The sequence below is a fragment of the Streptomyces sp. NBC_01497 genome (assembly GCF_036250695.1).
Taxonomy (GTDB): Bacteria; Actinomycetota; Actinomycetes; order Streptomycetales; family Streptomycetaceae; genus Streptomyces.
Genome location: NZ_CP109427.1, coordinates 3098717 through 3120723, shown reverse-complemented (window position 1 = coordinate 3120723; position 22007 = coordinate 3098717). Strand labels below are relative to the sequence as shown.

The window sequence follows — 22007 nt, the reverse complement described above, 5'->3', positions numbered from 1 at the left end:
ACAGCACGCAGGAAACGACCGAGGGACGGACGGACATGAACAGCGACGACGCAGTGGGGGCGCGCCACGTGCGCGTCGTGCTGGTGGACGACCACCGGATGTTCCGTACGGGCGTGCAGGCGGAGATCGGACGCACGGAGGAGACCGGCGTGGAGGTCGTCGGTGAGGCGGCCGACGTCGACCAGGCGGTCACGGTCATCACGGCGACGCGCCCCGAGGTCGTACTCCTCGACGTGCATCTCCCGGGCGGCGGCGGGGTGGAGGTACTGCGGCGCTGCGCCCCCCTGATGGGCCCGGTGGAGAATCCGGTGCGCTTCCTCGCGCTGTCGGTGTCGGACGCGGCCGAGGACGTCATCGGGGTGATCCGGGGCGGTGCGCGCGGCTACGTGACGAAGACGATCACCGGCACGGACCTGGTGAACTCCGTCTTCCGCGTCCAGGAGGGCGACGCTGTCTTCTCGCCGCGCCTGGCCGGCTTCGTCCTGGACGCCTTCGCCTCCACGGACGCGCCCCCGCTCGACGAGGACCTGGACCGCCTCACCCAGCGCGAGCGCGAAGTGCTGCGGCTGATCGCGCGCGGTTACGCGTACAAGGAGATCGCGAAGCAGCTGTTCATCTCGGTCAAGACGGTCGAATCCCACGTCTCGGCGGTCCTGCGCAAGCTCCAGCTCTCCAACCGGCACGAGCTCACCCGCTGGGCGACGGCACGGCGCCTGGTCTGACGCCGGCGCCGCAATCCACAGGCCCGCCTCACGGCCGCTGCTCCTGATGCCCACCCGGGTCCGCGTCATGCCCGCCCGGTTCGGCGTCCGGATCCTTGGGCCATGAACGCCGCCTGTGGTACTGCGGAGCCGGACGGCTGGGCCGGACCGCCACGACCGGCGGGCCGCTGCGGTGCAGGCGCTCCCTGCCTTGGCAGAACATGCACCGCGGACCGCCGGGAGCGTCCTCGTCCACCGGTGCTCCGGGGTGTCGCGGACAGCCGGAGCCGGCCCGTGGCCGCGAAAGTTCCCGCGCGACGATGAAGGCCGAGTGGACGAGGTCGGCCAGACGCACGAACGCGTCGTCCGCCGAGCGCAGGTGCAGGTCCGCGAGGGCTTCGTTGATCCGACGCATGGTCAGCACGAGCACCTTGTGGTCGTACGGCGCCTGGGGAACCTCCCAGGTGCGCGGCGGCTCCGGCTCGGCGGCCCTGACATCCGGCCGGCCGACCCGCCGCCTGCTGTTGCACAACAGGCAGTGTCCCCAGCCGGTCGGCGCCAGCGGGTCCACCGGTCCGTTCGGATGGTGGGCGCACCCGGTCGACCTCCGGCGCGCGACGAGGTTACGGGCCACCACGAACACCTCGTACACGGTGTCCGCGATCTGCTCGTACTCCGTGGGATCCGCGGGCACCGGGAGCTGCCTGATCCGGTCGTCCACGCCGGGCAGCTTGCGGTGGAGTTCCTCCAGCAGGTCCGGACGGCCGGTGGGAACTCGGTACGCGGGATCGTCTGCATCCACCGCGCCACTGTCGCCCACGCACCACCGCCACGGCCGCCTCCGTCATGCGAACGAGGTACGCGATTCGTCCCTCGGTGTGATGTCCCCTCGACGCGCCGCGCGCAGGACCCTTCCGTGGTAATCACGGCTGTTCACGGCCGTGACGAGTGCAGTTCGCACCACACGGTCTCGCACCACACCGTCTCGCACCACACCGTCTCGCCGGTCCCGCACGCAGGCGGCTCCGCGCCCCGGCGCTGTGCCAGGGCCTTTACGAGCGCCCGTGCGTGCCACGGGTTCCGGGCGCCTGGGGGAGTGGCGCGGTGGGCTTCGATCCCTCGTTCCTCGCCATGGTTCCGGTGACGATTCACGCGATTGACGAGGCGTCGGGTGAGACGTCGGCGCGGGTTTCGATTCGGGTTTCGGTGCGGTGTCGGCCGGGCTCCGGGGCTCCCCACGACGGGGCGCGTGGTCTACCGGGACTTCCGCCGCCTGCTGAGCCGGGCAGCGGCAAGCCCCGCAGCGGCGACCACTCGGGCCAGGCGGATGACGTCGTTGCGATGAGACATCAGGCAGAAGACGGGGCGTCAGGCATCGACCGACGGAGCGTGCGACAGGCGGGCCAGGAAGCGGTCGATCTCCGCTGCGACGGCGTCGGGGACCACCGACGGCGCGAAGTGCGTCTGGCCCGGAAACGACGTGAGGGTGACCTCCGGCAGCGCGGCCGCGAGCCGGTCGAGGGTTGCGGGCATCGGCTGCCACGTGTCGGCGCCTCGCATCAGCAGCACCGGGGCGGTGACGCCGGACCAGCGCTCCACGTCGGACGTGTCGGCCGCCATCGACTCCAGGTCGCGGCACCAACCGGGCGCGTCGGAAGGCTTGTCGGCGGGTACGTCGGCGGCCGGCTCACCCGCGTCCATGAGGTCGACGAACGCGGCCGGGAGGCGGGCCACCTTCTCGGCCAGGAGCCGGTCGGCCCGCCTGCGATCACCGTGCGCGGTCAGCTCCTCGAACCGGGCGAGCACGGGCAGCAGTTCGGCACCGGCCGCATACAGCGGAGGCTCCCACAGCACCAGTGAAAGGACCGGGAGCCCGGCCGCCGCCGCGTGCAGCGCGACGGTGGCGCCGTAGGACATCCCCGCCAGGTGCAGGGGCCGGCCGATCCTGTCGGCCAGCGCCCTGAGATCCCCCACCTCGTCGGCGAAGCCCTTCGGGGAGCGGCCCGGCCCGCTCGGGGCGTACCCGCGCCGCGCCGGCAGCCACAACTCGAAGCTGTCGGCGAGCCGTTCCGCCACCGGATGCCAGGAGCGCGACCCGCCGCCGGATCCGTGGACCAGGACGACCGGCGGCCCTGTGCCGATCCGCCGGAAGCCGATGGGAGTCCCGTCGAAGGACTCGAAGAACAGGTGGGCCCCGGAGGGCTCCGACGACTCGGTCACGCTCGGCATGCCGGGACGGTCGCACGGCCGGCGCGGGCCGGTCCACCGATTTTCCCAGCAGCCACCCCGCCACAGTCACGACCGCCGTACACCCAGGGCCACCGCCGTCACGCGCACACCCACCGCCGCCGTTGCCACAGCCACAGCCACCAGAGCCACCGCCACAGCCGCCAGAGCCATCGCCACAGCCGCCAGAGCTACCGCCGGCAGGGCCGCCGATCGGGGTGGCCACGTGTGTACCCGTACATTCCCGCATGCCCGCGTCGGCACGTCGGACGCCAGAACATCGCACCGGCCGTACCCCTCATCAGCTGGACTCGGACGCGCTGTCGGCCGCCGCTCTGGCGTAACGGCGGGCCAGCAGCGCGAACGCCTCCCTGAGTTCGGGCGGCCCGACGACCAGGATGTCGGCGTCGTACCTGCCGACGACCGCTGCCAGCGAGGCCCACGACCACGCGGCAAGGACGAGCCGGCAGCGGTCGGGACCGAGTTCTTCGACCACGCCGTCAGGGGTGTGACCGGAGACGACGGAGGCCGGGAGCTGGAGGATCACCTCACCACGGCAGGGTGGGCCCGAGCCGTCAAGGCCGCCCTGGAACCGGTCGGCGACGAAGGCGGCCACGTCCCCGCCGGGCAGTTCGCGCGGGACGAAGCGGGGGCCCGTGGGGATGCGCGGGGTGATCCGGTCGACGCGGAAGGTGCGCCAGCCGTCGCGGTCGAGGTCCCAGGCGACGAAGTACCAGCGCCCGCCCCAGGTGACGAGATGGTGCGGCTCGGCCCGGCGCGGAGCCGCGACGGGGCTTTCCCCGTCGACGGTTCGGGCCGCGGGGCCGGGAGAGTCGTAGTCGAAACGCAGCACTTCGCGGGCGTGGACGGCCGCACTCAGTGCCATGAGGACGCGCGGGTCGACTCGCGGGCGCGAGTGCGTCCCCGCCCGTTCGACGGCGGTGACCTCCAGGGCGTCGAGGCGATGACGCAGCCGTACGGGCATGACCTGCCGGACGGTGTTCAGCGCACGGGCGGCGGCCTCCTCGATGCCGGCGCCCGTGGTGGCGGCGGTCCGCAGGGCGACGGCGAGCGCGACGGCCTGGTCGTCGTCGAAGAGGAGCGGCGGCAGTTCGGCGCCCGCGTCGAGCCGGTAGCCGCCGTCGGGACCCTTGGTGGCGACCACGGGATAGCCGAGTTCGCGCAGGCGCTCGACGTCGCGACGCACGGTCCGGGGACTGATCTGAAGACGCTCGGCCAGCAACTGCCCCGGCCAGTCCCGCCGCGCCTGGAGGAGCGAGAGCAACGACAGGAGCCGTGCTGAGGTTTTCGGCATGCCGCCCATCGTGTCCCGGATAGCGGCCACTTCCTGACCGCTACCTCTGCGACGGTGGTCCTGTGCCCAACGACGAGAGCCATCACAACGTCCAGGACGACCGAAAGGCCCCGAACACCGTGACGCCCACGACCACATCAGACTCAGCCCTCGACGCCGAGCGGGCCGACCTGCTCGCCGCCCTCGCGGCCGCGCGATCCGCCCTGACGAACACCGTGCGCGAACTGGGCGACGACCGTGCCGCCGAGAGTCCGACGGTCAGCGCGCTGTGCCTGGGCGGTCTGATCAAGCACGTCGCGTCCATCGAGGAGGCATGGCTGCGCTTCGTACTGGAAGGTCCATCCGCGATGCGATTCGATCTGCCCGACGGTGTGACATGGGCCGATATGGCGGACGGAACCGCACGCGAAGTCCCGCAGTGGGCGATCGACCACGACAACGACTTCCGGATGCTGCCCGGCGAGACACTGTCCGGGATCGTCGCGCGCTACGAACGGGTCGCAGCCCGGAGCGAGGAGATCATCACGACCCTGTCCGACCTGTCGGCGACGCATCCGCTGCCTCAGGCGCCCTGGAACCAGCCCGGAACGCTGTGGAGCGTACGCCGAGTGCTGATGCACATGATCGCCGAGACGGCACAGCACGCAGGGCACGCGGACATCCTGCGCGAGACGCTCGACGGGCAGAAGTCGACCTGACCGGCGCGGTCGCGGCCGGGGCCGGTGCCTCAAGCGGAGCCGGGCGCTCCGGCGCGGCCGAGTGGGCAGGGGCTACCGAGTGGTCAGGAGCGGCCGGTGTTCCGGCGGGGCTGAGTGATCGGTAGGGGCCCGGTGTTCTGGCGGGGCCGAGTGGTCCGGGGGCGGAGTGGTCGGGGGCGGAGTGGTCAGGGGCGGCCCGGTGTTCCGGCGGGGCCGAGTGACCTGGCGCTGCCGGGTGTTCCGGCGGGGTCAGGTTTCCGTCGTGGCCGGACTCCCGTGCGCGTCCGAGCCCTTCGGCGCGGGGGTTCTCCGGCGGCTCGGGTTCTCCGGCGGCCCGGGTCGTCGGGCGGGCGGGACAGTCGGTGCTCCGGGTGCTCCGGGTGCTCGGGCGGCCCGGATCGTCGGTGGTCCGGGTACGCCGTGGCCCGGTCCGCCGGAGTGCCGGTCAGCGCGGCGGGCCCACGACGATCTGGCCGTAGGCGTCAGCCGCTTCGGCCAGCGACTCCGGCGAGATCCGGAAGCCCTCGGGCCGGGGCGAGTCGAGATCGCGTCCGGCGTGCCGGAACATCCCCTCGATGCCACCGGGGGTGGCGATCATCAGCAGGTCGGCGGTGTCGGAGGTGATCCGATAGCCGTGCGGGACGTTCTTGGGCAGGTAGACGATGCCGCCCTCGGACAGCTCCATCTCCTGGTCGTCGGACCAGACGAGGGCGGTGCCCTTTATCAGCATGAACACCTCGTCCTCGCGGGTGTGCACGTGATACGGGGGCGCCTCGCCCTTGCTGACGTTGAAGCGTCCGACGGTCAACTGCCCGTCCGTGGCTGCGCTGTCGAGGAGGACGGAGAAGACCCCGCCGTCCAGCCATTCGAGCTTCTGCTGCTGTTCGGGCTGTGCGAGGTACGCCATGCTCATGATTGCTCCGATGCGGGAGGGCCGGAAGGCGGAAGGCGCTGGGCGACAGGGCCGGTAGGGCCGGTGGGCCGGAGGCGGGGGTGCCGCCGTCCCGTGAGCGGTTCGGTGCCGGTGCCGGTGCCGGTGAACCTGTCCCCGAACCTCGCGCCCGCGCCCGTACCTGTGTCTGTGTCTGTGTCATGTGCTGCGAATTCGAAGCACGTGAGAACCGTACCTCTGCTTCGAATTCGCAGCAAGTACTATCGGCCCATGCAGGACTCCGCGCCTCTCGATCCCGAACAGCTGGCCGCCTACTTCGCACTGATGGAGGTCGGCAACATGCTCCAGCACGCCGTCGAACAGCAGTTGCGCGACGACGGCGGCCTCAGCCACACCCAGTTCCAGATCCTCGCCGTGCTCGGGGAGAGCCCTGACGGGCGGGAGCGCATGACCGACATCGCCGACCGCCTCGTGCACAGTCGCAGCGGCCTGACCTACCAGATCGGCCGGCTGAGCGAGGCGGGACTGGTCACCAGGGGGGCCTCCAGCGACGACGAACGCAGCGTGATCGTCACGGCCACCCCGGCGGGCCGCGACCTGCTCGCCAGGGTCCTGCCCGGACATGTCGAGGTCGTGCGACGCCTCCTGCTGGGGCCGCTGTCCGGCCAGGAGATTACCGACCTCGGTGGCGTGCTCGGACGAGTCCGCGATCACATGCGCAGCGTCCCGCCGCGCTCGGCCGCACCACGCCGCAGGCCGTAGGCCGCGAGCCACAGGCCGTAGTCCCGAGCGGTGGACTTCGACGGACCGGGGACGTCCCGCACCGCGAACCGATGGGGGAGACCTCTCGGACCGCGAACCGATGGGGGAGACGTCTCGGACCGCCAACGGCCTTGGCGGACGCCCGTCGGGTGCGGCTCCGGGTCCGGGTCCGCCGCCGGTGCGCCTTCGTAGCCCGGCCCGGTGCTTCGGGGAAGAAGCGGCCGCCCTCAACGGGTCATCGCGCGGGCGCGCACCTCCACCCGGTCACGTACGCCCGGCCACCGGGGTCCATCAGGACGCCCCTGATGCATTCGTCGGCCGCCGTGGCGAGGCGGCCCGACAGCTGTGCGGTGCCGTGGGACGTCGTCCTGGTCCCGAACCAGTCGGCGAACGCCGTCAGGCGCTGGTCCTTGCGCTGGTACCCGAGGCGTACGTTGACCGCCGGGCGTCCGTCGTACTGCGTGTACCGCGTCGTGAAGCCGCCGGCGCCGCCGATGGGACCGTCGATGCACAGCCGGCCCGAGGTCAGGTCACCGCAGCCGCGGGGCGTGGGACCCACGGGGGCCAGGAGGAAGAGGGAGCCGGCGGCCAGGCACGCTCCGGTCGCTCTGACGGCGATGGCTCGTCTCACGGCTGTCGTCCCTTCCTGGCCGCTCCCCCTCCCCGGGCAGTGCGTGTGCGGTGCGGCCGACATGCGCGGTGGGCCAGGCGCGGCTCTCGTACGAGCGGCGTCCCGTGAACATGCGTGTGCGGTGGGTACGCGGTGTCTCGGCTCATCCTGACGCGGCCGTCCCGCGCTGACCTCCGGGGCTACGCCGGACGGGTGGCGCCCGCGAAGGGCATCTCGTCGATCGGCGCCACTCGCACCGGGGCCCCCGGGTGCGGCGCGTGGATCATCTTCCCGCCGCCGACGTACAGGCCGACATGGCTGACGCCCGAGTAGAAGAAAACCAGGTCACCAGGGGCCAGCTGGGACTTCGACACCCGCTGGCCGGCATTGATCTGGGTGTACGTGGTGCGGGGCAGCGAGACGCCGGCCGCTTTCCACGCGGCCTGGGTGAGGCCGGAGCAGTCGAACGCGTGCGGGCCGGTCGCGCCCCAGACATACGGCTTGCCCAGCGCGGCGTACGCGAACGCGACAGCCGCGGCGGCCCGCGCGTTCGTGGCGGTCGCCGCCCTCGGTGCGGCGGATGTCAGGAGCGCCGCGGGCACGGCGGAGGCGCTGCCGGCGGAGGCGCCCGCAGAACCCGTGCCGACCGCGTCGCCGGAACTGTTCAGAGAGTTTGTCTCGTACCGGGCGCGTTCAGGTGCGCTGAGGCGGCCCAGGAGGCTTTTCGCGGCGCCGAGCTTGTCGTTGATCTCGCTCTTTTGGCGCGCGAGTCGCTTCTGCTGCGCGGCGAGGGTGGTGAGCCGGCCATCCGCCGTGGAGTGCAGCCGGCCGAGCTGCGTGAGCTGCGCGCGTACGCCTTGGACGGCCTGTGCGTTGCGTGACTCCGCGCGTTCCGCGACCGACGCGCTGTCCAGGAACGTGTCGGGGTCGGAGGAGAACGCCACTTGCAGGGCCGGGTCGAGACCCCCGGACCGGTACTGCGCCGACACGACCGAACCGAGCGCGTTTCGAGCGGTGTTGAGCCGGTCCTGTGTCCGGGCGGCTTCGTCGCGCAGCGAGTTCAGCGACGAACGGGTCCGGTCGACGTCCGCCTTCGTGCCGTTGTACTTCTGTGTCGCTGCCTCCGCCTGCTGGTACAGCCCGTCGACCTCGGTCTTGACCTGGGCGGGCGTCTGCCGCGGCTCGGCCTGTGCGACGCCACCGGAGGCGGCGGCGGATGCGGCGCCCGCGAGCGCCAGGGTCGCGGCGGTGGCGGCGGTCCGCCCGGCGGAACCGTGGAACACCGCCCCGGCCAGGACGAACGGTCGCGGGCGCTTGGTGCGTTTTCGGTGCGTGGACATGGACAGGACGCTAGGCCGCCAGGTCACGGAAGGGACTCGTAAGACGGGAACTGGCGTGACCTGAGAGAACCTGATCCTTCCGTGGTGCGCCATGGCTGTTGTGTGACCGATGGTGTTCCCTGTCGCGTTCCGGTCGGTCAGGGTTCCGGTCGGTCGGTGCTCTGGTCGGTCAGCCGTCGCCGTCCATCTGATGATCGGCCCACACATAGCTCTCGGGCAGCAACTCCCGTACAGGAACGGCTCGGAGGCCGTCGCCTGTGCCGACGATGACCCTGAGGTCCGGGAAGTAGTCGAGAAGGACCTGCCGGCACCGGCCGCACGGCGGCACCACTCCGCGGTCGCGGTCGCCGACGGCGACCATCGTGTCGAGTTCGTACGAGCCCTGCGTGGCGGCGGCGCCGATGGCCACCAGCTCGGCGCACGGCCCGCCGGTGAAGTGGTAGACGTTCACCCCGGTCACGATCCTGCCCTCACGGGTACGGGCGGCTGCCGCCATGGTGTGGTTGTCGCCGTGCGAGCGGGTGCGCGCGACGAGGGCGGCCGCCTCCACCAGCTCGTGGTCGACGGGGTGTCGCTGCTCGTCCATGGGACTCCAGAGTTCGGGCCGGGGCCGGGGCGGGGTTGCCCGCTGGGGGCAGGCGGACTCGGGCGGGGCGGTCGGGACAGCGTGCGGAGCCGGAGGTGCCGGGCGCGTTCCCCGAGAGCGCGTCAGGCCGGGCGGACCGCGCCGTAGATCGGCATCGTGTAGATCGACTCTTCCCGCACTTTCGCACCCGGCTTCGGGGCGTGGATCATCATGCCGCCGCCTATGTACATGCCGACATGGCTGATGTCGGAGAAGAAGAAGACGAGATCGCCGGGGCGCAGATCGGCGGTGGCGACGCGCGTGCCCGCGTTCACCTGGTCGTACGTGGTGCGGGGCAGGTCGACGCCCGCCGCACGCCAGGCCGCCTGTGTCAGACCGGAGCAGTCGTACGAACTGGGGCCCGTTGCTCCCCACACGTACGGCTTGCCGATCTGCGCCCGCGCGAACGCGAGCGCCTGGTCGGCCTGGGAAGTGGAACCGGAGGAAGGGGACGTGCTCGCCGGCGGCTTGGCGGTGCCGGTGGACGGCTTCTGCTGGTCGCGCGCCTGCTGCTCCTTGCGCGCCGCCGCCTGGGCTTGCGCCTCCTGCTGGGCTTTTGCCTGTGCCTTCGCCCGAGCCTCGGCCTCCTTCTTCTTCTCCAGCGCGGCGAGCCGAGCCTTCTCCCGCGCCGTCAGTTTCGACAGGAGTGCCTGCGCGTCGCCCAGCTTCTGCTGGATCTCCTGCTTGCTCGCCTGCAGTTCGGCCTGGGACGCCGTCAGTGACTGCAGTTGCTTCGCCGCCTGCACGCGCTTCTTCGCCGCTGCGGCCTGCTGGCTCTGGAAGTCGGCGAGGGCGCCGTTCTGCCGGTCGCTCATGCGGTTCATCAGCTGCGTCTCGTCGAAATACGACTGCGGGCTGTCCGCGAAGATCAGTGCCGCGGTCGGGGAGACCGCGCCCTGCCGGTACTGCGCCGTGGCGTACATGCCGAGCCTGGATCTGGACTCGTTCACCTGGTCCGCACGCTGCGCGATGTCGTCCAGCAGGGAGTCCAGTGCCGTCCGTTGCCTGCCCGTCGACTCCTTGGCCTGGTCGTAGTCCTCGGTGGCCGAGCCGGCTTGGCGGTACAGGTCGTCGACCTGCTGCCGCACCTTTTCGATCGACGGCCCCGGCTTCGGGCTCGCGGTGGTGGCGGAGACCGTCGACGCCTTGGTTGTGGACGTCGTCGCAGAGCCGGCGGCCGTCGCGGTACCGGAACTGGTCCCGAGGAGCGTGACGGACGCGAGCGCCGCGGTGGTGATACCGACGGCGGGGGAGCCGGCGCGGACGAGGGTGCTGCCGCGCGGCTTACGGTGCGAGGTCATGACGGGCGTCTCCTTCCAGGCCCTTGCGGCGGTGCGCCGACAGGGCCGGGGATACCTGACGTGCGGGGCGGCAGTTGGCAGCGGCGCTGGGGCCGTCGTTGGCAACGGCATGCGGGGCGCACGAGCCGTGCGGGGTGCACGAGTGGTGCTGGGTGACGCCGGTCGTGCGCGTCGTGCCGGGACCGTGCGGGTCGTACGGGTGGCGTGCGTGGTGCGGGAGTTGTGAGTGATGTGGGTGGGACTATCGTTCGAGCCAGCACGCTAGCCAACCGCGCTGCCGCTGGGAAGAACCATGTTCGATTGGTCCGATACATTCCCGAGACTTTTTCGTGACCACGTCGAAGCCCAGACTCCGAAGAGGTCGCGGGTGGCACACCCACTCCTGGTGCGCCGCGGCGCCGTGCTCCACCCGGCCGCGCCCGGGGTGCCCCGCCCCGACGCGGCATCGCTCGCGTGTGATGCCGGCGGCTCGGTCACCGCAGGGGCGGCCGGACGCCGACCGCGTCGAGGTAGGTCTCCACGGCACCGAGGCCGGAGGTGGCGACCACGGCCGCGACGTACCCGTCCGGGCGTATCAGCACCCACTGGCCGGACGACAGCGTGTACGCGTCCCGGACGTGGCCGCCGGTGTCGAACATGTCGCCCCGCGCGCCGATGCTGTGGATGTGGAGGCCGCCGCGCGGCGCGGGGGCCTCTGCACGGGCGACGTCGTAACCGAGCAGGGTCCAGTGCGGCCCCTGGAACAATGTGAACAACCGGGTGGCGAGCCCGCCCGCACCGGTCACCGGGGCATCGGGCGCGCGATCGCCGGCCAGGACGCCCTTGTCGCGGCCGGGATCGGTCATCGTCAAGGGGGAGTCCGGATAACCGAGGTCGAGCTGGCTCACCTCGCGCCCCCGCTGCGTGGCCCGGGTCTTGGCCGCTTCGAGCAGCCTCTCGGACAGGCCGAGAACCTCTTGGGCTATCGGCCGGCGCTCCCTCTCGTAGGTCTCCAGCAAGAACTCGGGGGCGCCGCCGAGGACGGCTGCCAGTTTCCAGCCGAGGTTGTAGGCGTCCTGGACACTGGTGTTCAGCCCCTGCCCGCCGGTCGGCGGATGGCAGTGCGCCGCGTCCCCGGTCAGGAACACGCGCCCGCGCCCGTACGAGTCGGCCAGCCGCGCGTTCATCGTGTACGCGGACCCCCAGGACACGGAGCGGACCACGACGTCCTCCCGGCCCGTGCGTTCCCGGAGCAGCGCGGTGAGCCCGTCGGCCGAGAGGTCCACATCGATGGCGAAGGGCACGGGGGCCTGGAGCTGGAACATGTCGGTGCCCCTGAGCGGGCACAGCGACACCTGCGCCGGACTCCCCTGGCCCCAGCGGTGCCAGGCGTCCGACGTCACGCCTTCGACCAGCACGTCGGCCACGATCGCCCGGACGCCCAGGGTCTTGCCCGGGAACCCGATGCCCAGATTCTTGCGGACGAAGCTGGATCCGCCGTCCGCGCCCGCCAGATAGGCCGCGCGCACGGTCCGCTCACCGTCCGGCGTCGCGATCCGCGCGTCGACCCCGTCCGTGTCCTGGTCGAAGCCGACGAGTTCGTGCCCGTAACGCGGGAGATGGCCGAGCTCGGCCAGCCGCTCGCGCAGCACGCGCTCGGTGAGGAACTGCGGCACGAGCAGCGGGATCCGGTACGGCTCCTGCGGCGTGGGTTCCGGCATCACGACGGCCGGCCTGTCGACCGGCCCCTCCTTGGTGTAGACGCGCTCGACGGGATACACGCCGCCCGAGGCGACGATCCGGTCGATCACGCCCAGGTCCTCGAACACCTCCTGGCTCCGGGGCTGGATCCCCTTGCCGCGCGATCCGGCGAAGGGCTGCGGGGCCTTGTCGATCAGCAGGAAGTCCACCTGCCGACGGGCCAGATCGAGGGCGAGAGTCAGCCCTGCGGCCCCTGTCCCGCTGATGATCACCTGGGTGTCCGCGATGCGCGCCACAGCTCAACTCTCCATCGCCGCTGGTCGCCAGAACCTGCCAGGGCAAGGTCCGGCGGCACGAGTTAGTACGTGTCACAAACAAAATTAGTTGGCGTCACGTACTAAGTCAAGTAGGCACGTAAGGTGGGCGCATGCCTGACGACGCCGCACGCGGCACGCGCTCCGCCCGACCGCGCCCGGCCGGACCCGCCCACGCGGAACCGGCGGGGTCAGCGGCACCGGCCGAGGCCGCGCGGGTAGTGGATCTGGGGATCGTGGACAGCCTGGCTCAGCTGTCGTTCGTGGTGCAGAGCGCGTTGGGGAAGGTCGCCACGGACCACGGGCTGTCCGTCATCCAGCTGCGGCTGCTCGGTGTGCTGCGCGACCGCGAGCCCGGAATGCAGGAGCTAGCCAGGCATCTGGGACTGGACAAGTCGAGCATGACCGGTCTGGTGGACCGGGCGGAGCGCCGCGGCCTGGTCCGCCGCGACCCCTCACCCCACGACGGACGCGCGGTGCAGGTGTCGCTGACCGAGGAAGGGCACATCCTGGCCCGCGTACTGACCGTCGAGGCCGACCGGCGGGTCCTCGCTCTGACGGCGGGCCTGACCGAGGAGCAGTGCTCCCGCCTCTCCCTGCTGGCGAGCACGCTCGTCTCCGGTCTCAGCGCGATCTGAGGCCGCATGATCCGGCCCCGCGGAGCCGGCACAGGATGGTCCGGGGCGGCTCCATCCCGCCCGCCGGCCGGCCCCGGGAGGATGATTCGAGGTCGCTCGGCACGACGCCGGTCGGCTGCTCGCACTCCTTGTGCAGCTCTCCTGTGCATGTGGCGTGGCGGTGACGGGTGCCGGCCATCGTGGCGACCAGCGGAGCGGCCTCGTCGCTGTCGGTGTCCCTGCGCCCCGAGCCGAGTCCGGCAATCCGCGCCCGCGAAGTCGAAGTCGAAGTCGCCATCGCCATCGCCGTCGTCCCGGGGCCGGCCCGCCGTCGGCCCAAGGTGTGCCGCTCCTCAGCCCTGGCACCGCGCCGATCCCTGCCGCGACCCGAGCCCTTCTGCGACCCGGGTCCGCCGGGCCTCAACCTTGTCGTGCCCCGAGCCCAGCGGCACCCTGAGCCCCGCGCGACGCGCGCCCTGCCGGGTCTCAGCCGCGCGGGGGCCGCCGGGTCTCCGTACCGCTGCGGATCGTGACCGTGCCGCGCGGCGGACACAGGGCGACACGGTCCGTCACGCGGCCGTCGCCGTACGCCGTGAAGGTCGCGCAGGACGCCGGGCACCGGGCATCCGTCACGACGATCGTCGTCGCCGCCGTCCCGCGCTCGACCAGCAGGGGGACTTTCGGGTCCAGCGCCCTGTCGATCTCGTCGTCCGTGAGCCTGTGGTCCGCGTTCGCCGCCGCCAGCCCTTCCCTCACCCGTTCCATGGCCGCGCTGATCGGCGCGGGCTGACGGGGGAGGGCACGTTTCGCCCCCGGATGCGGCCACTGGGCCAGCACCCACCAGAGCAGCGCCAGCGCGAGCACCGCCGCGCCGAGCAAGGACACACGCGCACCCCAGCAGGGACCGCAGGCACCCTCCGAGTGGCTCTCCGCGCAGGCTCGCCCGGCGTCGCGCCATGTCGGCCCGGACGTCGGCGCTGTTGTACTCGGGCCCGTACACCTCAGGCGCCGGACCGTCCCCCCGTAGCCCCATACGCGTCTTCTACTCGCCGGGGAGGCACGTCGGCAAGAACGGAGAGGACACCGTTCGGCATCTCCGGCGTGCCGGCCCCGTGACCCCGGGATCCTTCGGTTGCCCCTGAGCCCTCATACCACCCCGGCGCTCCGTGGCGCTGCCGGGACTCCTGGGACTCCGGGGACTCCCGGCGGGCTGTCGGTGGGACCGCCTAGACTCGGTGAGCGATGAGCAGCCTCTTTGACGACAATTTTCTTGCGGACCTCCAGCCTCCCGGCGAAGAGCCTCCGCCGCCCGAGGACACCGCTCCCGAGCGGGTGCCCGACGACCTCTTCGAGGGAGCGTTCCACGTGCCCGCGGCCAGGGATGCGTACCACCGCGACGGTGCCCCCCGCACCGTGGTGGACCCCGCCGCGCTGCTCGACGGTCTGAACACCGAGCAGCGCGCCGCCGTCGTGCACACGGGCTCGCCGCTGCTCATCGTCGCGGGCGCCGGGTCGGGCAAGACCCGCGTCCTCACGCACCGCATCGCCCACCTGCTGGCGACGCGCGACGTGCACCCCGGCCAGATACTGGCCATCACGTTCACCAACAAGGCCGCCGGCGAGATGAAGGAGCGCGTCGAGCAGCTCGTCGGACCGCGTGCCGCGGCCATGTGGGTGATGACGTTCCACAGTGCGTGCGTACGGATCCTGCGGCGCGAATCGAAGAGGCTCGGGTTCACGTCGTCCTTCTCGATCTACGACGCCGCCGACTCGAAGCGGCTCATGGCGCTGGTCTGCCGTGATCTGGAGCTGGATCCGAAGCGCTATCCGCCCAAGTCGTTCTCCGCCAAGGTCTCCAACCTCAAGAACGAGCTCATCGACGAGGAGACCTTCGCGGATCAGGTGTCCGGGGGCACCTCCCAGACGGAGTCCGGGGGAGGTTTCGAGAAGACGCTCACCGAGGCGTACCGGATGTACCAGGCGCGGCTGCGCGAGGCCAATGCCCTGGACTTCGACGACATCATCATGACGGCGGTCCAGCTCTTCCAGGCGTTCCCGGACGTCGCGGAGCACTACCGGCGGCGCTTCCGGCACGTCCTGGTCGACGAGTACCAGGACACGAACATCGCGCAGTACACCCTCGTACGGGAACTGGTGGGCCCGTCGGGCGTCGACAAGTCCACCGGTGAGGCGTACGACCCGGCCGAGCTGTGTGTCGTCGGTGACGCGGACCAGTCGATCTACGCGTTCCGGGGCGCCACGATCCGCAACATCCTCCAGTTCGAGGAGGACTACCCGGACGCGACGACGATCCTGCTGGAGCAGAACTACCGCTCCACGCAGACCATCCTCAGCGCCGCCAACGCCGTCATCGAGCGCAACGCGAGCCGCCGCCCCAAGAACCTGTGGACCAAGGCGGGCGCGGGCGCGCAGATCACCGGCTACGTGGCGGACACCGAGCACGACGAGGCCCAGTTCGTCGCCGACGAGGTCGACCGGCTGATCGACGCGAGTGACGCGAAGGCCGGCGACGTCGCGATCTTCTACCGCACGAACGCGCAGTCGCGTGTCTTCGAAGAGATCTTCATCCGTGTGGGTCTGCCCTACCGGGTCGTCGGCGGCGTCCGCTTCTACGAGCGCAAGGAGGTCCGCGACGTCCTCGCGTACCTGCGCGTCCTCGCGAATCCCGAGGACAGCGTCCCGCTGCGCCGGATCCTCAACGTGCCGAAGCGCGGGATCGGCGACCGTGCCGAGGCGATGATCGACGCGCTGGCGCAGCGCGAGCGGATCACCTTCCCGCAGGCACTCGTGCGCGTGGACGAGGCGTACGGGATGGCGGCCCGCTCGGCGAACGCGGTCAAGCGGTTCAACACGCTGATGGAAGACCTCCGGACGGTCGTCGAGGGCGGCGCGGGTCCCGCGACGGTGCTCGAAGCGATCCTCGAACGGACCGGTTACCTCGCCGAGTTGCAGTCCTCGACGGACCCCCAGGACGAGACGCGCATCGAGAACCTCCAGGAACTCGCCTCAGTGGCGCTGGAGTTCGAGCAGGCGCGCGAACAGGCGGGGACGGCGGCCGGGGCTCCGGCAGGGGACGCGGACGGCGCCGGAGCCGGTGCGACCGCCGACGCCGGTGCCGGAACGACTGCTGACGCCGGTGCCGACGCCGGCGCCGGAACGACCGCTGACGCCGGTGCCGGAGCCGGTACGACGGCTGGTGCTGGTGCTGCCGGCGACGCTGCGACCGGGGCTGATGCGGGCACGGCTGCGGGTGCCGGTGCCGGTGCCGCGGCCGGCGGGAGCGTCCTGGCTCAGTTCCTTGAACAGGTCGCGCTGGTCGCCGACTCCGACCAGATCCCCGACGAGGACGAGGACGGCTCCGGCGTCATCACGCTGATGACGCTGCACACCGCCAAGGGCCTCGAATTCCCCGTCGTCTTCCTGACGGGCATGGAGGACGGCGTCTTCCCGCACATGCGGGCCCTCGGCGAGGCGAAGGAGCTGGAGGAGGAGCGCCGCCTCGCGTACGTGGGGATCACGCGCGCCCGCGAACGGCTGTACCTGACGCGGTCCTCCATGCGCAGCGCGTGGGGCCAGCCGTCGTACAACCCGCCGTCGCGCTTCCTGGAGGAGATTCCGGGAGCGCACCTGGACTGGAAGCGGACCGGCGCGCAGATCCCGGCGGGCCCGGTGTCGTCCTCGTCGTCGGGTGGCGCGTTCTCGCCGCTGTCGGGCGGCGGAATCGGTCGGGGCGGTACGCGATCGCGCCAGAAGGGGCAGATCACCGACCGTCCGGTCATCGCTCTCGCCGTCGGCGACCGGGTCACCCACGACAAGTTCGGACTGGGCACGGTCGTCGCGATGTCGGGCTCGGGCTCCGAGGCGCAGGCCGAGATCGACTTCGGCGATCCGAAGCCGAAGCGGCTGCTGCTGCGCTACGCGCCGGTCGAGAAGCTGTGAAGCGGTAGGGATCGGGGGCGGCGAGGCCTGTGGTCCCGGGTCCGCGGCCCGGGGTCCGGAGCCGGCGGCCGGGGCGCCCCGGGAAACCGGGGGCTCCGGGCCGGGTTCCGGAGACGGCTCCGAGCGAGTGTCCGGGGGCCGTGCCCCGGGGCGGTTCCGAGCAGCCCGGCGCGGGGCTCAGGTCGGGTCGAGGCCGTGGCTGCGGAGCCACGGCAGCGGGTCGATCGCGGCGCCGCCCCCGGGCCGTACCTCGAAGTGCAGGTGCGGCCCTGTGGTGTTGCCGGTGTTGCCGGAGTACGCGATGACGTCCCCGGCCTTGACCGAACCCGATCGCACGCGCGTGCTACTGAGGTGGCAGTACCACGTCTCCGTGCCGTCCGGCGCGGTCACGATCGCCATGTTGCCGTAGCTGGGGTTCCACTTCGTGCGTACGGTGCCGTCGGTGACGGCCATCACCGGCGTACCGGTCATGACGGGGAAGTCGATACCGGTGTGCACGGACATCCAGTTGACGCCCGCCTGTCCGAAGTAGGCACTCAACCCGCGCTGTTTGACGGGGAGCAGGTACTTGGGGCGGGCGGCCTCCTTGCGGGCCGCCTCCTGGTCACGCTTCTTCTTGTCCGCCGCCTGGCGTTCCTTGAGGTCGATGCGCTCCTGCGTGCGGCTCGCGCGGTCCCCGAAGTCACGGGCGTCCGCGCTGAGTGCGGCCAGTTGCGTGTCCATCTTGTCGTTGGCGGCGACGGGTTTCACGGACGCGGGATCGGCGGCGGCCGTGGTCGTCGTGTCGTCCTGCTTGTCGTCACCGCCGCCCACCGCGTTCATGGACGCGGCGGCGATCCCGGCCACGCCCATCACGCAGGCGGACGGGACAGCGATCGTCAGCAGCGCGGAACGCTTGGCGGGGGCACGGCGACGGCTGCCACTGCCTGCCGCGCGGGCGGTCGTTCGGGTGCCGGCGCGGGTCACCCGGGACTGTGGTGCCGGCTCCGCCACGGGTTCGCCGGGCTCCGCGACAGGATCGGCGCCGTATTCCGCTTCCGGCTCCCCGCCGGGGCCGGCGTCGGGGTCCGCAGCGGGACTCCCGACGGGTGCGGCGTCAGGGTGAGCGTGCCCATCATGGCCCGCCGCGCCGTCCTGGGCCGGGTCCTGCCGCGGATGCTGATGCTGGTCCGGTTCGGCCAACGGGACGACGAGTTGGGCGATGACGGTGTCCTGGGACGCGTACCAGCCGGCGTCGTAAGGCGCGGGAGCCGGAGCGGGCTCCGGTTCCGGCTGCGCCTGCCCGTGGCCCTGGCCGCTGTGGTGCCCGCCCTGCTGGTGGTGGACGTGCGCCGCCGGCGGAACCTGAACCTGAAGGTGGATCTGGGTCTGCTGGTCCTGCGGGTCCACAAGGACCTCCGCCGGGACGGTCCACTGCATGGTGGGCTCGTAGCCGGGCGCGGCGGACTCGTGCTGCTGGTAGTAGCCGTACGGATCCTGAACCTGGACGCCGTGGACGAGGGTGGGCGTGGGGCCGACCGCCGTGGCCGCCGCCGGGTAGGCGTATCCGTGCTCGTGCTGGAATTCGGGAGCCGGCGCCCAGTCGTAGGGCTGTGCCGAGGGACCCGGGGCCTGGTGACCGGGAGCCCGGGGAGCCGGTGTCGGGGTGTATGAGCCCGCCGTCCCGCCGTCCCACTCTCCGGTCGTCCCGGCATACGTGTGCTGCTGCTCCGGATACTGACCGGCGCCGTACTGGTACTGCTCACTCCCGTGCTGCTGCGCGTCGTAACCGCCGGGAAGCGCCCCGAAGAGCGGATCCGTCTCGTAAGCGGCGTAGTCGGCTTGGGCGGGCTGGTCTTCCACCAACTTCTCTCTCGCCTCGACAGCAGTGGCCGCGACTGTACCCGGCGGTATGCGACGCGGACAATCTTCTGGAGGTTCCGGCCGTTGCGGAACCGGGCAATCACGTGTGTTTCGGCGGGGACCGGCCGATCACTCGACGCGATGTTCGAAATGCGTCATGTGATTTGGCCCATGCCTCGCACCGGGAAATGGCCGCGTGCGCGATGCTGTGGATAACGTTCGTTCACTTGGTCCGTCGTGATGGTGTGGTGAGTGGAGGCAGTGATGGGTGTGACCGGTCCGATCCGCGTAGTGGTCGCGAAGCCGGGCCTCGACGGCCACGACCGCGGCGCGAAGGTCATCGCGCGTGCGCTGCGTGACGCGGGCATGGAAGTCATCTACACGGGGCTGCACCAGACCCCGGAACAGATCGTCGACACGGCGATCCAGGAGGACGCCGACGCGATCGGCCTCTCGATCCTCTCCGGTGCGCACAACACGCTCTTCGTGAAGGTCATCGAACTGCTCAAGGAGCGCGACGCGGCGGACATCAAGGTGTTCGGTGGCGGGATCATCCCGGAGGCGGACATCGCGCCGCTCAAGGAGCACGGCGTCGCGGAGATCTTCACCCCGGGCGCCACGACGACATCGATCGTGGCATGGGTGAACGCGAACGTACGGGAGTCCGCGGGCGCGTAGCGCCGCCGCGCCCCTTTCCCCGTGCCGGCCCCGCGTCCCTGCCCCAGTCTCAGCCCCCGTCCCGTACCGAGGGCCGGGGCTCGGGGGTGGCGTCGGCGATGGCCCGTCGCGCGGTGAGGAGGCGCCGACGCGCGAGGCCGAACCCGCACGCCCGGGCAGCGCCTTGCTCGGCCCCTCCGGTCCGCGTTATCGGTCCGCGTCGTCAACCTGGAGCTCAGGTCCGTGTCTTCGGCCCGCACGTTCGACGAGGCGGCGTCCGCGAGACGGCCTGCGAGTGCCGGCTGACGGCTGGTGCACATCCTGCGAGTACCGTCGGCCCGGCCATCTCGGCTCGCCTGGGCCGGTGTTGTACGGGTTGTCGGCTCGCGTTCCTCGGGCGTGCTCCTCGGTGGCATTCCTTGCGTCGGGAACCTCAGCACTCGGAACGCCGGCGGACGGAACCCCCGGAACCCCCGGCATTCGGAACCCCGAGTGTCCGGAACGTCAGCGCTCGGAACCCGGAGGCCGGAGCCCGGTGACCCGGCGGCCCCCGACTCCTCCCGGGCGGGGCCCGCCTCGCCCCGCGTCTCAGCTCCTCAAGTCGTCGCCCTCCCGGTTCCTCCCCCGGCCCCACCGCACAGTTCGTCATGCATGCGGGCCCGTAGCCGGAGCGTCGACACGAGCCGCCTGAAGGCTTCGGACCAGTAGCCGCCGGCTCCCGGTGAGGTGTCCTCCGTCTCGGTCAAAGGTGCCGTCAGCAGTTCCAGGCGGTCCGCCTCCCGCGGGTCCAGGCAGCGTTCCGCGAGGCCCATCGCCCCGCTGAAGCTCCACGGGTAACTCCCCGTCTCCCGCGCGATGTCCAGTGCGTCGATCACCGCGCCGCCCAGCGGCTCCGCCCAGGGCACCGCGCACACGGCCAGCAGTTGGAATGCCTCGGACAGGCCGTCCGTCGCGATGAACGAGGCCACTCGCCGCGCCCGTTCCTGCCGCGGCAGCACCGCCAGCAGGCGCGAACGGTCCGACGGCGGAGCGCCGTCCAGCAAGGCACGGGCCCAGCCCTCGTCGCGCTGCCGGATCGTCGCCTTGCACCACGCCGCATGCAGGTCCGCCCGCCAGTCGTCGGCTATCGGCAGGGCGACGATCTCCTCGGGCGTCCGGCCTCCGAGCCGCCCGGGCCACACGCCCAGCGGTGCGGCCTCGACCAGTTGGCTCAGCCACCACGACCGCTCGCCCCGGCCGGTCGGAGGGGTCGGGACCACCCCGTCGCGCCGCATGTCCGCGTCGCACGCGTACGGTGCCTCGACCACGATCGACGTCCGCGACGCCAGTGGATCGAGCGCCACACATACGGTGGCGCGCTCCGCCATCCGCGCGGCCAGCGCCGAGTGCGGCAGCCCGGACAGCAACTCCGCGGCCGTCGAGCGGACGTTGCGGCTGCGGTCCGCGAGCGACGCCTCGAGGAACGGCTCGTCCGCGTCGGACAGCCCCGTCCGCAGCGAGTCCAGGAACATCAGCCGGTCCTCGGCCCGCTCGGTCGTCCACGTAGACACGAGGAGGGCGAGGGCCCGTCCCGCGTCCCGCGTGCGCAGCGCGCCGAGCAGGGCGACCCGCTCCGCGAACAGCCCTTCCTCCCACAGCCGAAGGACCGCCTCCTCGTCCGCCAGGTCAGGCAGGACCGCGCTGCCGGAGCCGCCCCGCAGGGCGAACTTCCACTCCGGGTTGAAGCGCGCCAGCCACAGCCCGCGCGCCCCCGCGAACGTCAGGGCGTGCGGCCGCAGATCGGTCCGTGCCCGCGCCGTGTCCAGCAGTGCGGGCAGGACGGCGGCGGGTGCCGCGTACCCGTGGCCGTTCGCCGCGGCGAGCCACTGCGGTAGCAGTTCCGCCAGGTCGGGCGCCGTACCGCGGCGGCCGGAACCCGTAGATCCCGCGGCGCGGTCGGTGAGCAGCATCGTCAGCCGGTGCACCGCGGCCTCGGGAGGCGCCGGACGGTCCTCGCGTGGCGCCGGCTCGGGGCGCTCGCCCTCGCCGGCGGACGGGAGCAGTCCCGCCCGCCGTCGTACGGTGCTCAGGGCCGCGGCGTCCAACAGGGCCTCCGGGGGCGCCACGTCGGGCGCGAGGACACCGGCGGGCGGCGTCCTGCGGTCCGTACCCAGCAGGGCCGAGGTAAGGAGATCCTCCCAGCGCGGTTGCGTGCCGGGGTCGGCCACCATCGGTTCCGATTCCCCTCCCGTGCCGTCTGCTCCCACGGTTCTCGATGCGCCGGCCGCAGTCGCCGACTCCTGAATCCCTGCCTCGGTCGCCGGCTCCTGAACCCCCGCTGCCCTCGCCGAGCCCTGAACCCCCGCCGCCCTCACTGCCCTTGCCACCCCGGCCGCCTTCACCGTGTCCACCATCTCTGCCGTCCCTGCCATTCCCGCTGTCCCTGCCGTCCCCGGCGTCGCCGCGGCCGAAGTCCCGGTCATCCCCA

General features: G+C 71.9%; 18 protein-coding genes. 6 read left to right on the top strand and 12 right to left on the bottom strand.

The genetic code is table 11. From position 1 onward, the window contains the following. Positions 1-35: 35 nt before the first annotated feature. Positions 36-722 carry a response regulator transcription factor gene (locus OG310_RS13240; RefSeq protein WP_329456089.1) on the top strand — a complete coding sequence of 229 codons (687 nt, stop codon included), beginning with the start codon at positions 36-38 and terminating at the stop codon, positions 720-722. A gap of 28 nt (positions 723-750) precedes the next feature. On the opposite strand, the gene OG310_RS13235 is transcribed toward OG310_RS13240, so the two are convergent. The 3 genes from OG310_RS13235 to OG310_RS13225 all read right to left on the bottom strand — a co-directional run bounded on the left by OG310_RS13235 (position 751) and on the right by OG310_RS13225 (position 4242). Next, a complete protein-coding gene (locus tag OG310_RS13235; RefSeq protein WP_329456088.1) occupies positions 751-1503 on the bottom strand; it encodes a hypothetical protein in 753 nt (250 codons plus the stop codon). A gap of 566 nt (positions 1504-2069) precedes the next feature. Beyond that, complete coding sequence (locus OG310_RS13230; protein WP_329456087.1) at positions 2070-2930, bottom strand: alpha/beta fold hydrolase; 861 nt, start codon at positions 2928-2930, stop codon at positions 2070-2072. A 298-nt stretch (positions 2931-3228) separates the two neighbouring features. Then, positions 3229-4242 carry a helix-turn-helix transcriptional regulator gene (locus OG310_RS13225; RefSeq protein ID WP_329456086.1) on the bottom strand — a complete coding sequence of 338 codons (1014 nt, stop codon included), beginning with the start codon at positions 4240-4242 and terminating at the stop codon, positions 3229-3231. A 119-nt stretch (positions 4243-4361) separates the two neighbouring features. On the opposite strand from OG310_RS13225, the gene OG310_RS13220 reads away from it, so the two are divergent. Next, positions 4362-4940: a DinB family protein gene (locus tag OG310_RS13220; RefSeq protein ID WP_329460160.1), complete on the top strand. Its 579-nt coding sequence runs from the start codon at positions 4362-4364 to the stop codon at positions 4938-4940. A 445-nt stretch (positions 4941-5385) separates the two neighbouring features. On the opposite strand, the gene OG310_RS13215 is transcribed toward OG310_RS13220, so the two are convergent. Next, the gene (locus OG310_RS13215) at positions 5386-5853 is read right to left on the bottom strand and encodes a cupin domain-containing protein (protein WP_329456085.1); all 468 of its coding nucleotides are present in this window, start codon (positions 5851-5853) and stop codon (positions 5386-5388) included. Positions 5854-6102: 249 nt separating this feature from the next. Between OG310_RS13215 and OG310_RS13210 the strand changes: the two genes are divergently transcribed. Beyond that, the gene (locus OG310_RS13210; RefSeq protein ID WP_329456084.1) at positions 6103-6594 is read left to right on the top strand and encodes a MarR family winged helix-turn-helix transcriptional regulator; all 492 of its coding nucleotides are present in this window, start codon (positions 6103-6105) and stop codon (positions 6592-6594) included. A gap of 235 nt (positions 6595-6829) precedes the next feature. On the opposite strand, the gene OG310_RS13205 is transcribed toward OG310_RS13210, so the two are convergent. The 5 genes from OG310_RS13205 to OG310_RS13185 all read right to left on the bottom strand — a co-directional run bounded on the left by OG310_RS13205 (position 6830) and on the right by OG310_RS13185 (position 12446). Beyond that, positions 6830-7225, bottom strand: coding sequence for a hypothetical protein (locus OG310_RS13205; protein WP_329456083.1), 396 nt, complete (start codon positions 7223-7225; stop codon positions 6830-6832). Between the two features lie 179 nt (positions 7226-7404). Beyond that, entirely contained in the window at positions 7405-8544 is a 1140-nt protein-coding gene (locus OG310_RS13200; protein ID WP_329456082.1) for a C40 family peptidase, read from the bottom strand. Between the two features lie 169 nt (positions 8545-8713). Next, positions 8714-9130, bottom strand: coding sequence for a cytidine deaminase family protein (locus OG310_RS13195; RefSeq protein WP_329456081.1), 417 nt, complete (start codon positions 9128-9130; stop codon positions 8714-8716). Positions 9131-9252: 122 nt separating this feature from the next. Continuing rightward, a complete protein-coding gene (locus OG310_RS13190; protein ID WP_329456080.1) occupies positions 9253-10470 on the bottom strand; it encodes a C40 family peptidase in 1218 nt (405 codons plus the stop codon). Positions 10471-10943: 473 nt separating this feature from the next. Next, complete coding sequence (locus OG310_RS13185) at positions 10944-12446, bottom strand: FAD-dependent oxidoreductase (protein WP_329456079.1); 1503 nt, start codon at positions 12444-12446, stop codon at positions 10944-10946. Positions 12447-12577: 131 nt separating this feature from the next. Here OG310_RS13185 and OG310_RS13180 point away from each other — a divergent pair, with 131 nt between their 5' ends. Further along, on the top strand, positions 12578-13102 hold the full coding sequence (locus OG310_RS13180; protein WP_329456078.1) for a MarR family winged helix-turn-helix transcriptional regulator: 525 nt from the start codon (positions 12578-12580) through the stop codon (positions 13100-13102). 465 nt (positions 13103-13567) lie between these two features. Here the strand turns inward: OG310_RS13180 and OG310_RS13175 are convergent, their stop codons facing one another. Then, positions 13568-13966, bottom strand: a complete 399-nt coding sequence (locus OG310_RS13175) for a hypothetical protein (RefSeq protein ID WP_329456077.1) — start codon at positions 13964-13966, stop codon at positions 13568-13570. 357 nt (positions 13967-14323) lie between these two features. Here OG310_RS13175 and OG310_RS13170 point away from each other — a divergent pair, with 357 nt between their 5' ends. After that, complete coding sequence (locus tag OG310_RS13170) at positions 14324-17041, top strand: ATP-dependent DNA helicase (RefSeq protein ID WP_329456076.1); 2718 nt, start codon at positions 14324-14326, stop codon at positions 17039-17041. Between the two features lie 177 nt (positions 17042-17218). On the opposite strand, the gene OG310_RS13165 is transcribed toward OG310_RS13170, so the two are convergent. Next, the gene (locus OG310_RS13165; protein WP_329456075.1) at positions 17219-18883 is read right to left on the bottom strand and encodes a peptidoglycan DD-metalloendopeptidase family protein; all 1665 of its coding nucleotides are present in this window, start codon (positions 18881-18883) and stop codon (positions 17219-17221) included. 264 nt (positions 18884-19147) lie between these two features. Between OG310_RS13165 and OG310_RS13160 the strand changes: the two genes are divergently transcribed. Next, complete coding sequence (locus OG310_RS13160) at positions 19148-19561, top strand: cobalamin B12-binding domain-containing protein (RefSeq protein ID WP_329456074.1); 414 nt, start codon at positions 19148-19150, stop codon at positions 19559-19561. A 575-nt stretch (positions 19562-20136) separates the two neighbouring features. On the opposite strand, the gene OG310_RS13155 is transcribed toward OG310_RS13160, so the two are convergent. Continuing rightward, on the bottom strand, positions 20137-21750 hold the full coding sequence (locus tag OG310_RS13155) for a DUF5691 domain-containing protein (RefSeq protein WP_329456073.1): 1614 nt from the start codon (positions 21748-21750) through the stop codon (positions 20137-20139). Positions 21751-22007: the final 257 nt, after the last annotated feature.

Bases quoted from the DNA above. Each gene is read 5' to 3' on its own strand.
- OG310_RS13215 (WP_329456085.1), bottom strand. From the start codon at position 5,853: ATGAGCATGGCGTACCTCGCACAGCCCGAACAGCAGCAGAAGCTCGAA.
- OG310_RS13240 (WP_329456089.1), top strand. From the start codon at position 36: ATGAACAGCGACGACGCAGTGGGGGCGCGCCACGTGCGCGTCGTGCTG.
- OG310_RS13190 (WP_329456080.1), bottom strand. From the start codon at position 10,470: ATGACCTCGCACCGTAAGCCGCGCGGCAGCACCCTCGTCCGCGCCGGC.
- OG310_RS13200 (WP_329456082.1), bottom strand. From the start codon at position 8,544: ATGTCCACGCACCGAAAACGCACCAAGCGCCCGCGACCGTTCGTCCTG.
- OG310_RS13160 (WP_329456074.1), top strand. From the start codon at position 19,148: ATGGGTGTGACCGGTCCGATCCGCGTAGTGGTCGCGAAGCCGGGCCTC.
- OG310_RS13195 (WP_329456081.1), bottom strand. From the start codon at position 9,130: ATGGACGAGCAGCGACACCCCGTCGACCACGAGCTGGTGGAGGCGGCC.
- OG310_RS13155 (WP_329456073.1), bottom strand. From the start codon at position 21,750: ATGGTGGCCGACCCCGGCACGCAACCGCGCTGGGAGGATCTCCTTACC.
- OG310_RS13180 (WP_329456078.1), top strand. From the start codon at position 12,578: ATGCCTGACGACGCCGCACGCGGCACGCGCTCCGCCCGACCGCGCCCG.
- OG310_RS13230 (WP_329456087.1), bottom strand. From the start codon at position 2,930: ATGCCGAGCGTGACCGAGTCGTCGGAGCCCTCCGGGGCCCACCTGTTC.
- OG310_RS13225 (WP_329456086.1), bottom strand. From the start codon at position 4,242: ATGCCGAAAACCTCAGCACGGCTCCTGTCGTTGCTCTCGCTCCTCCAG.
- OG310_RS13210 (WP_329456084.1), top strand. From the start codon at position 6,103: ATGCAGGACTCCGCGCCTCTCGATCCCGAACAGCTGGCCGCCTACTTC.
- OG310_RS13170 (WP_329456076.1), top strand. From the start codon at position 14,324: ATGAGCAGCCTCTTTGACGACAATTTTCTTGCGGACCTCCAGCCTCCC.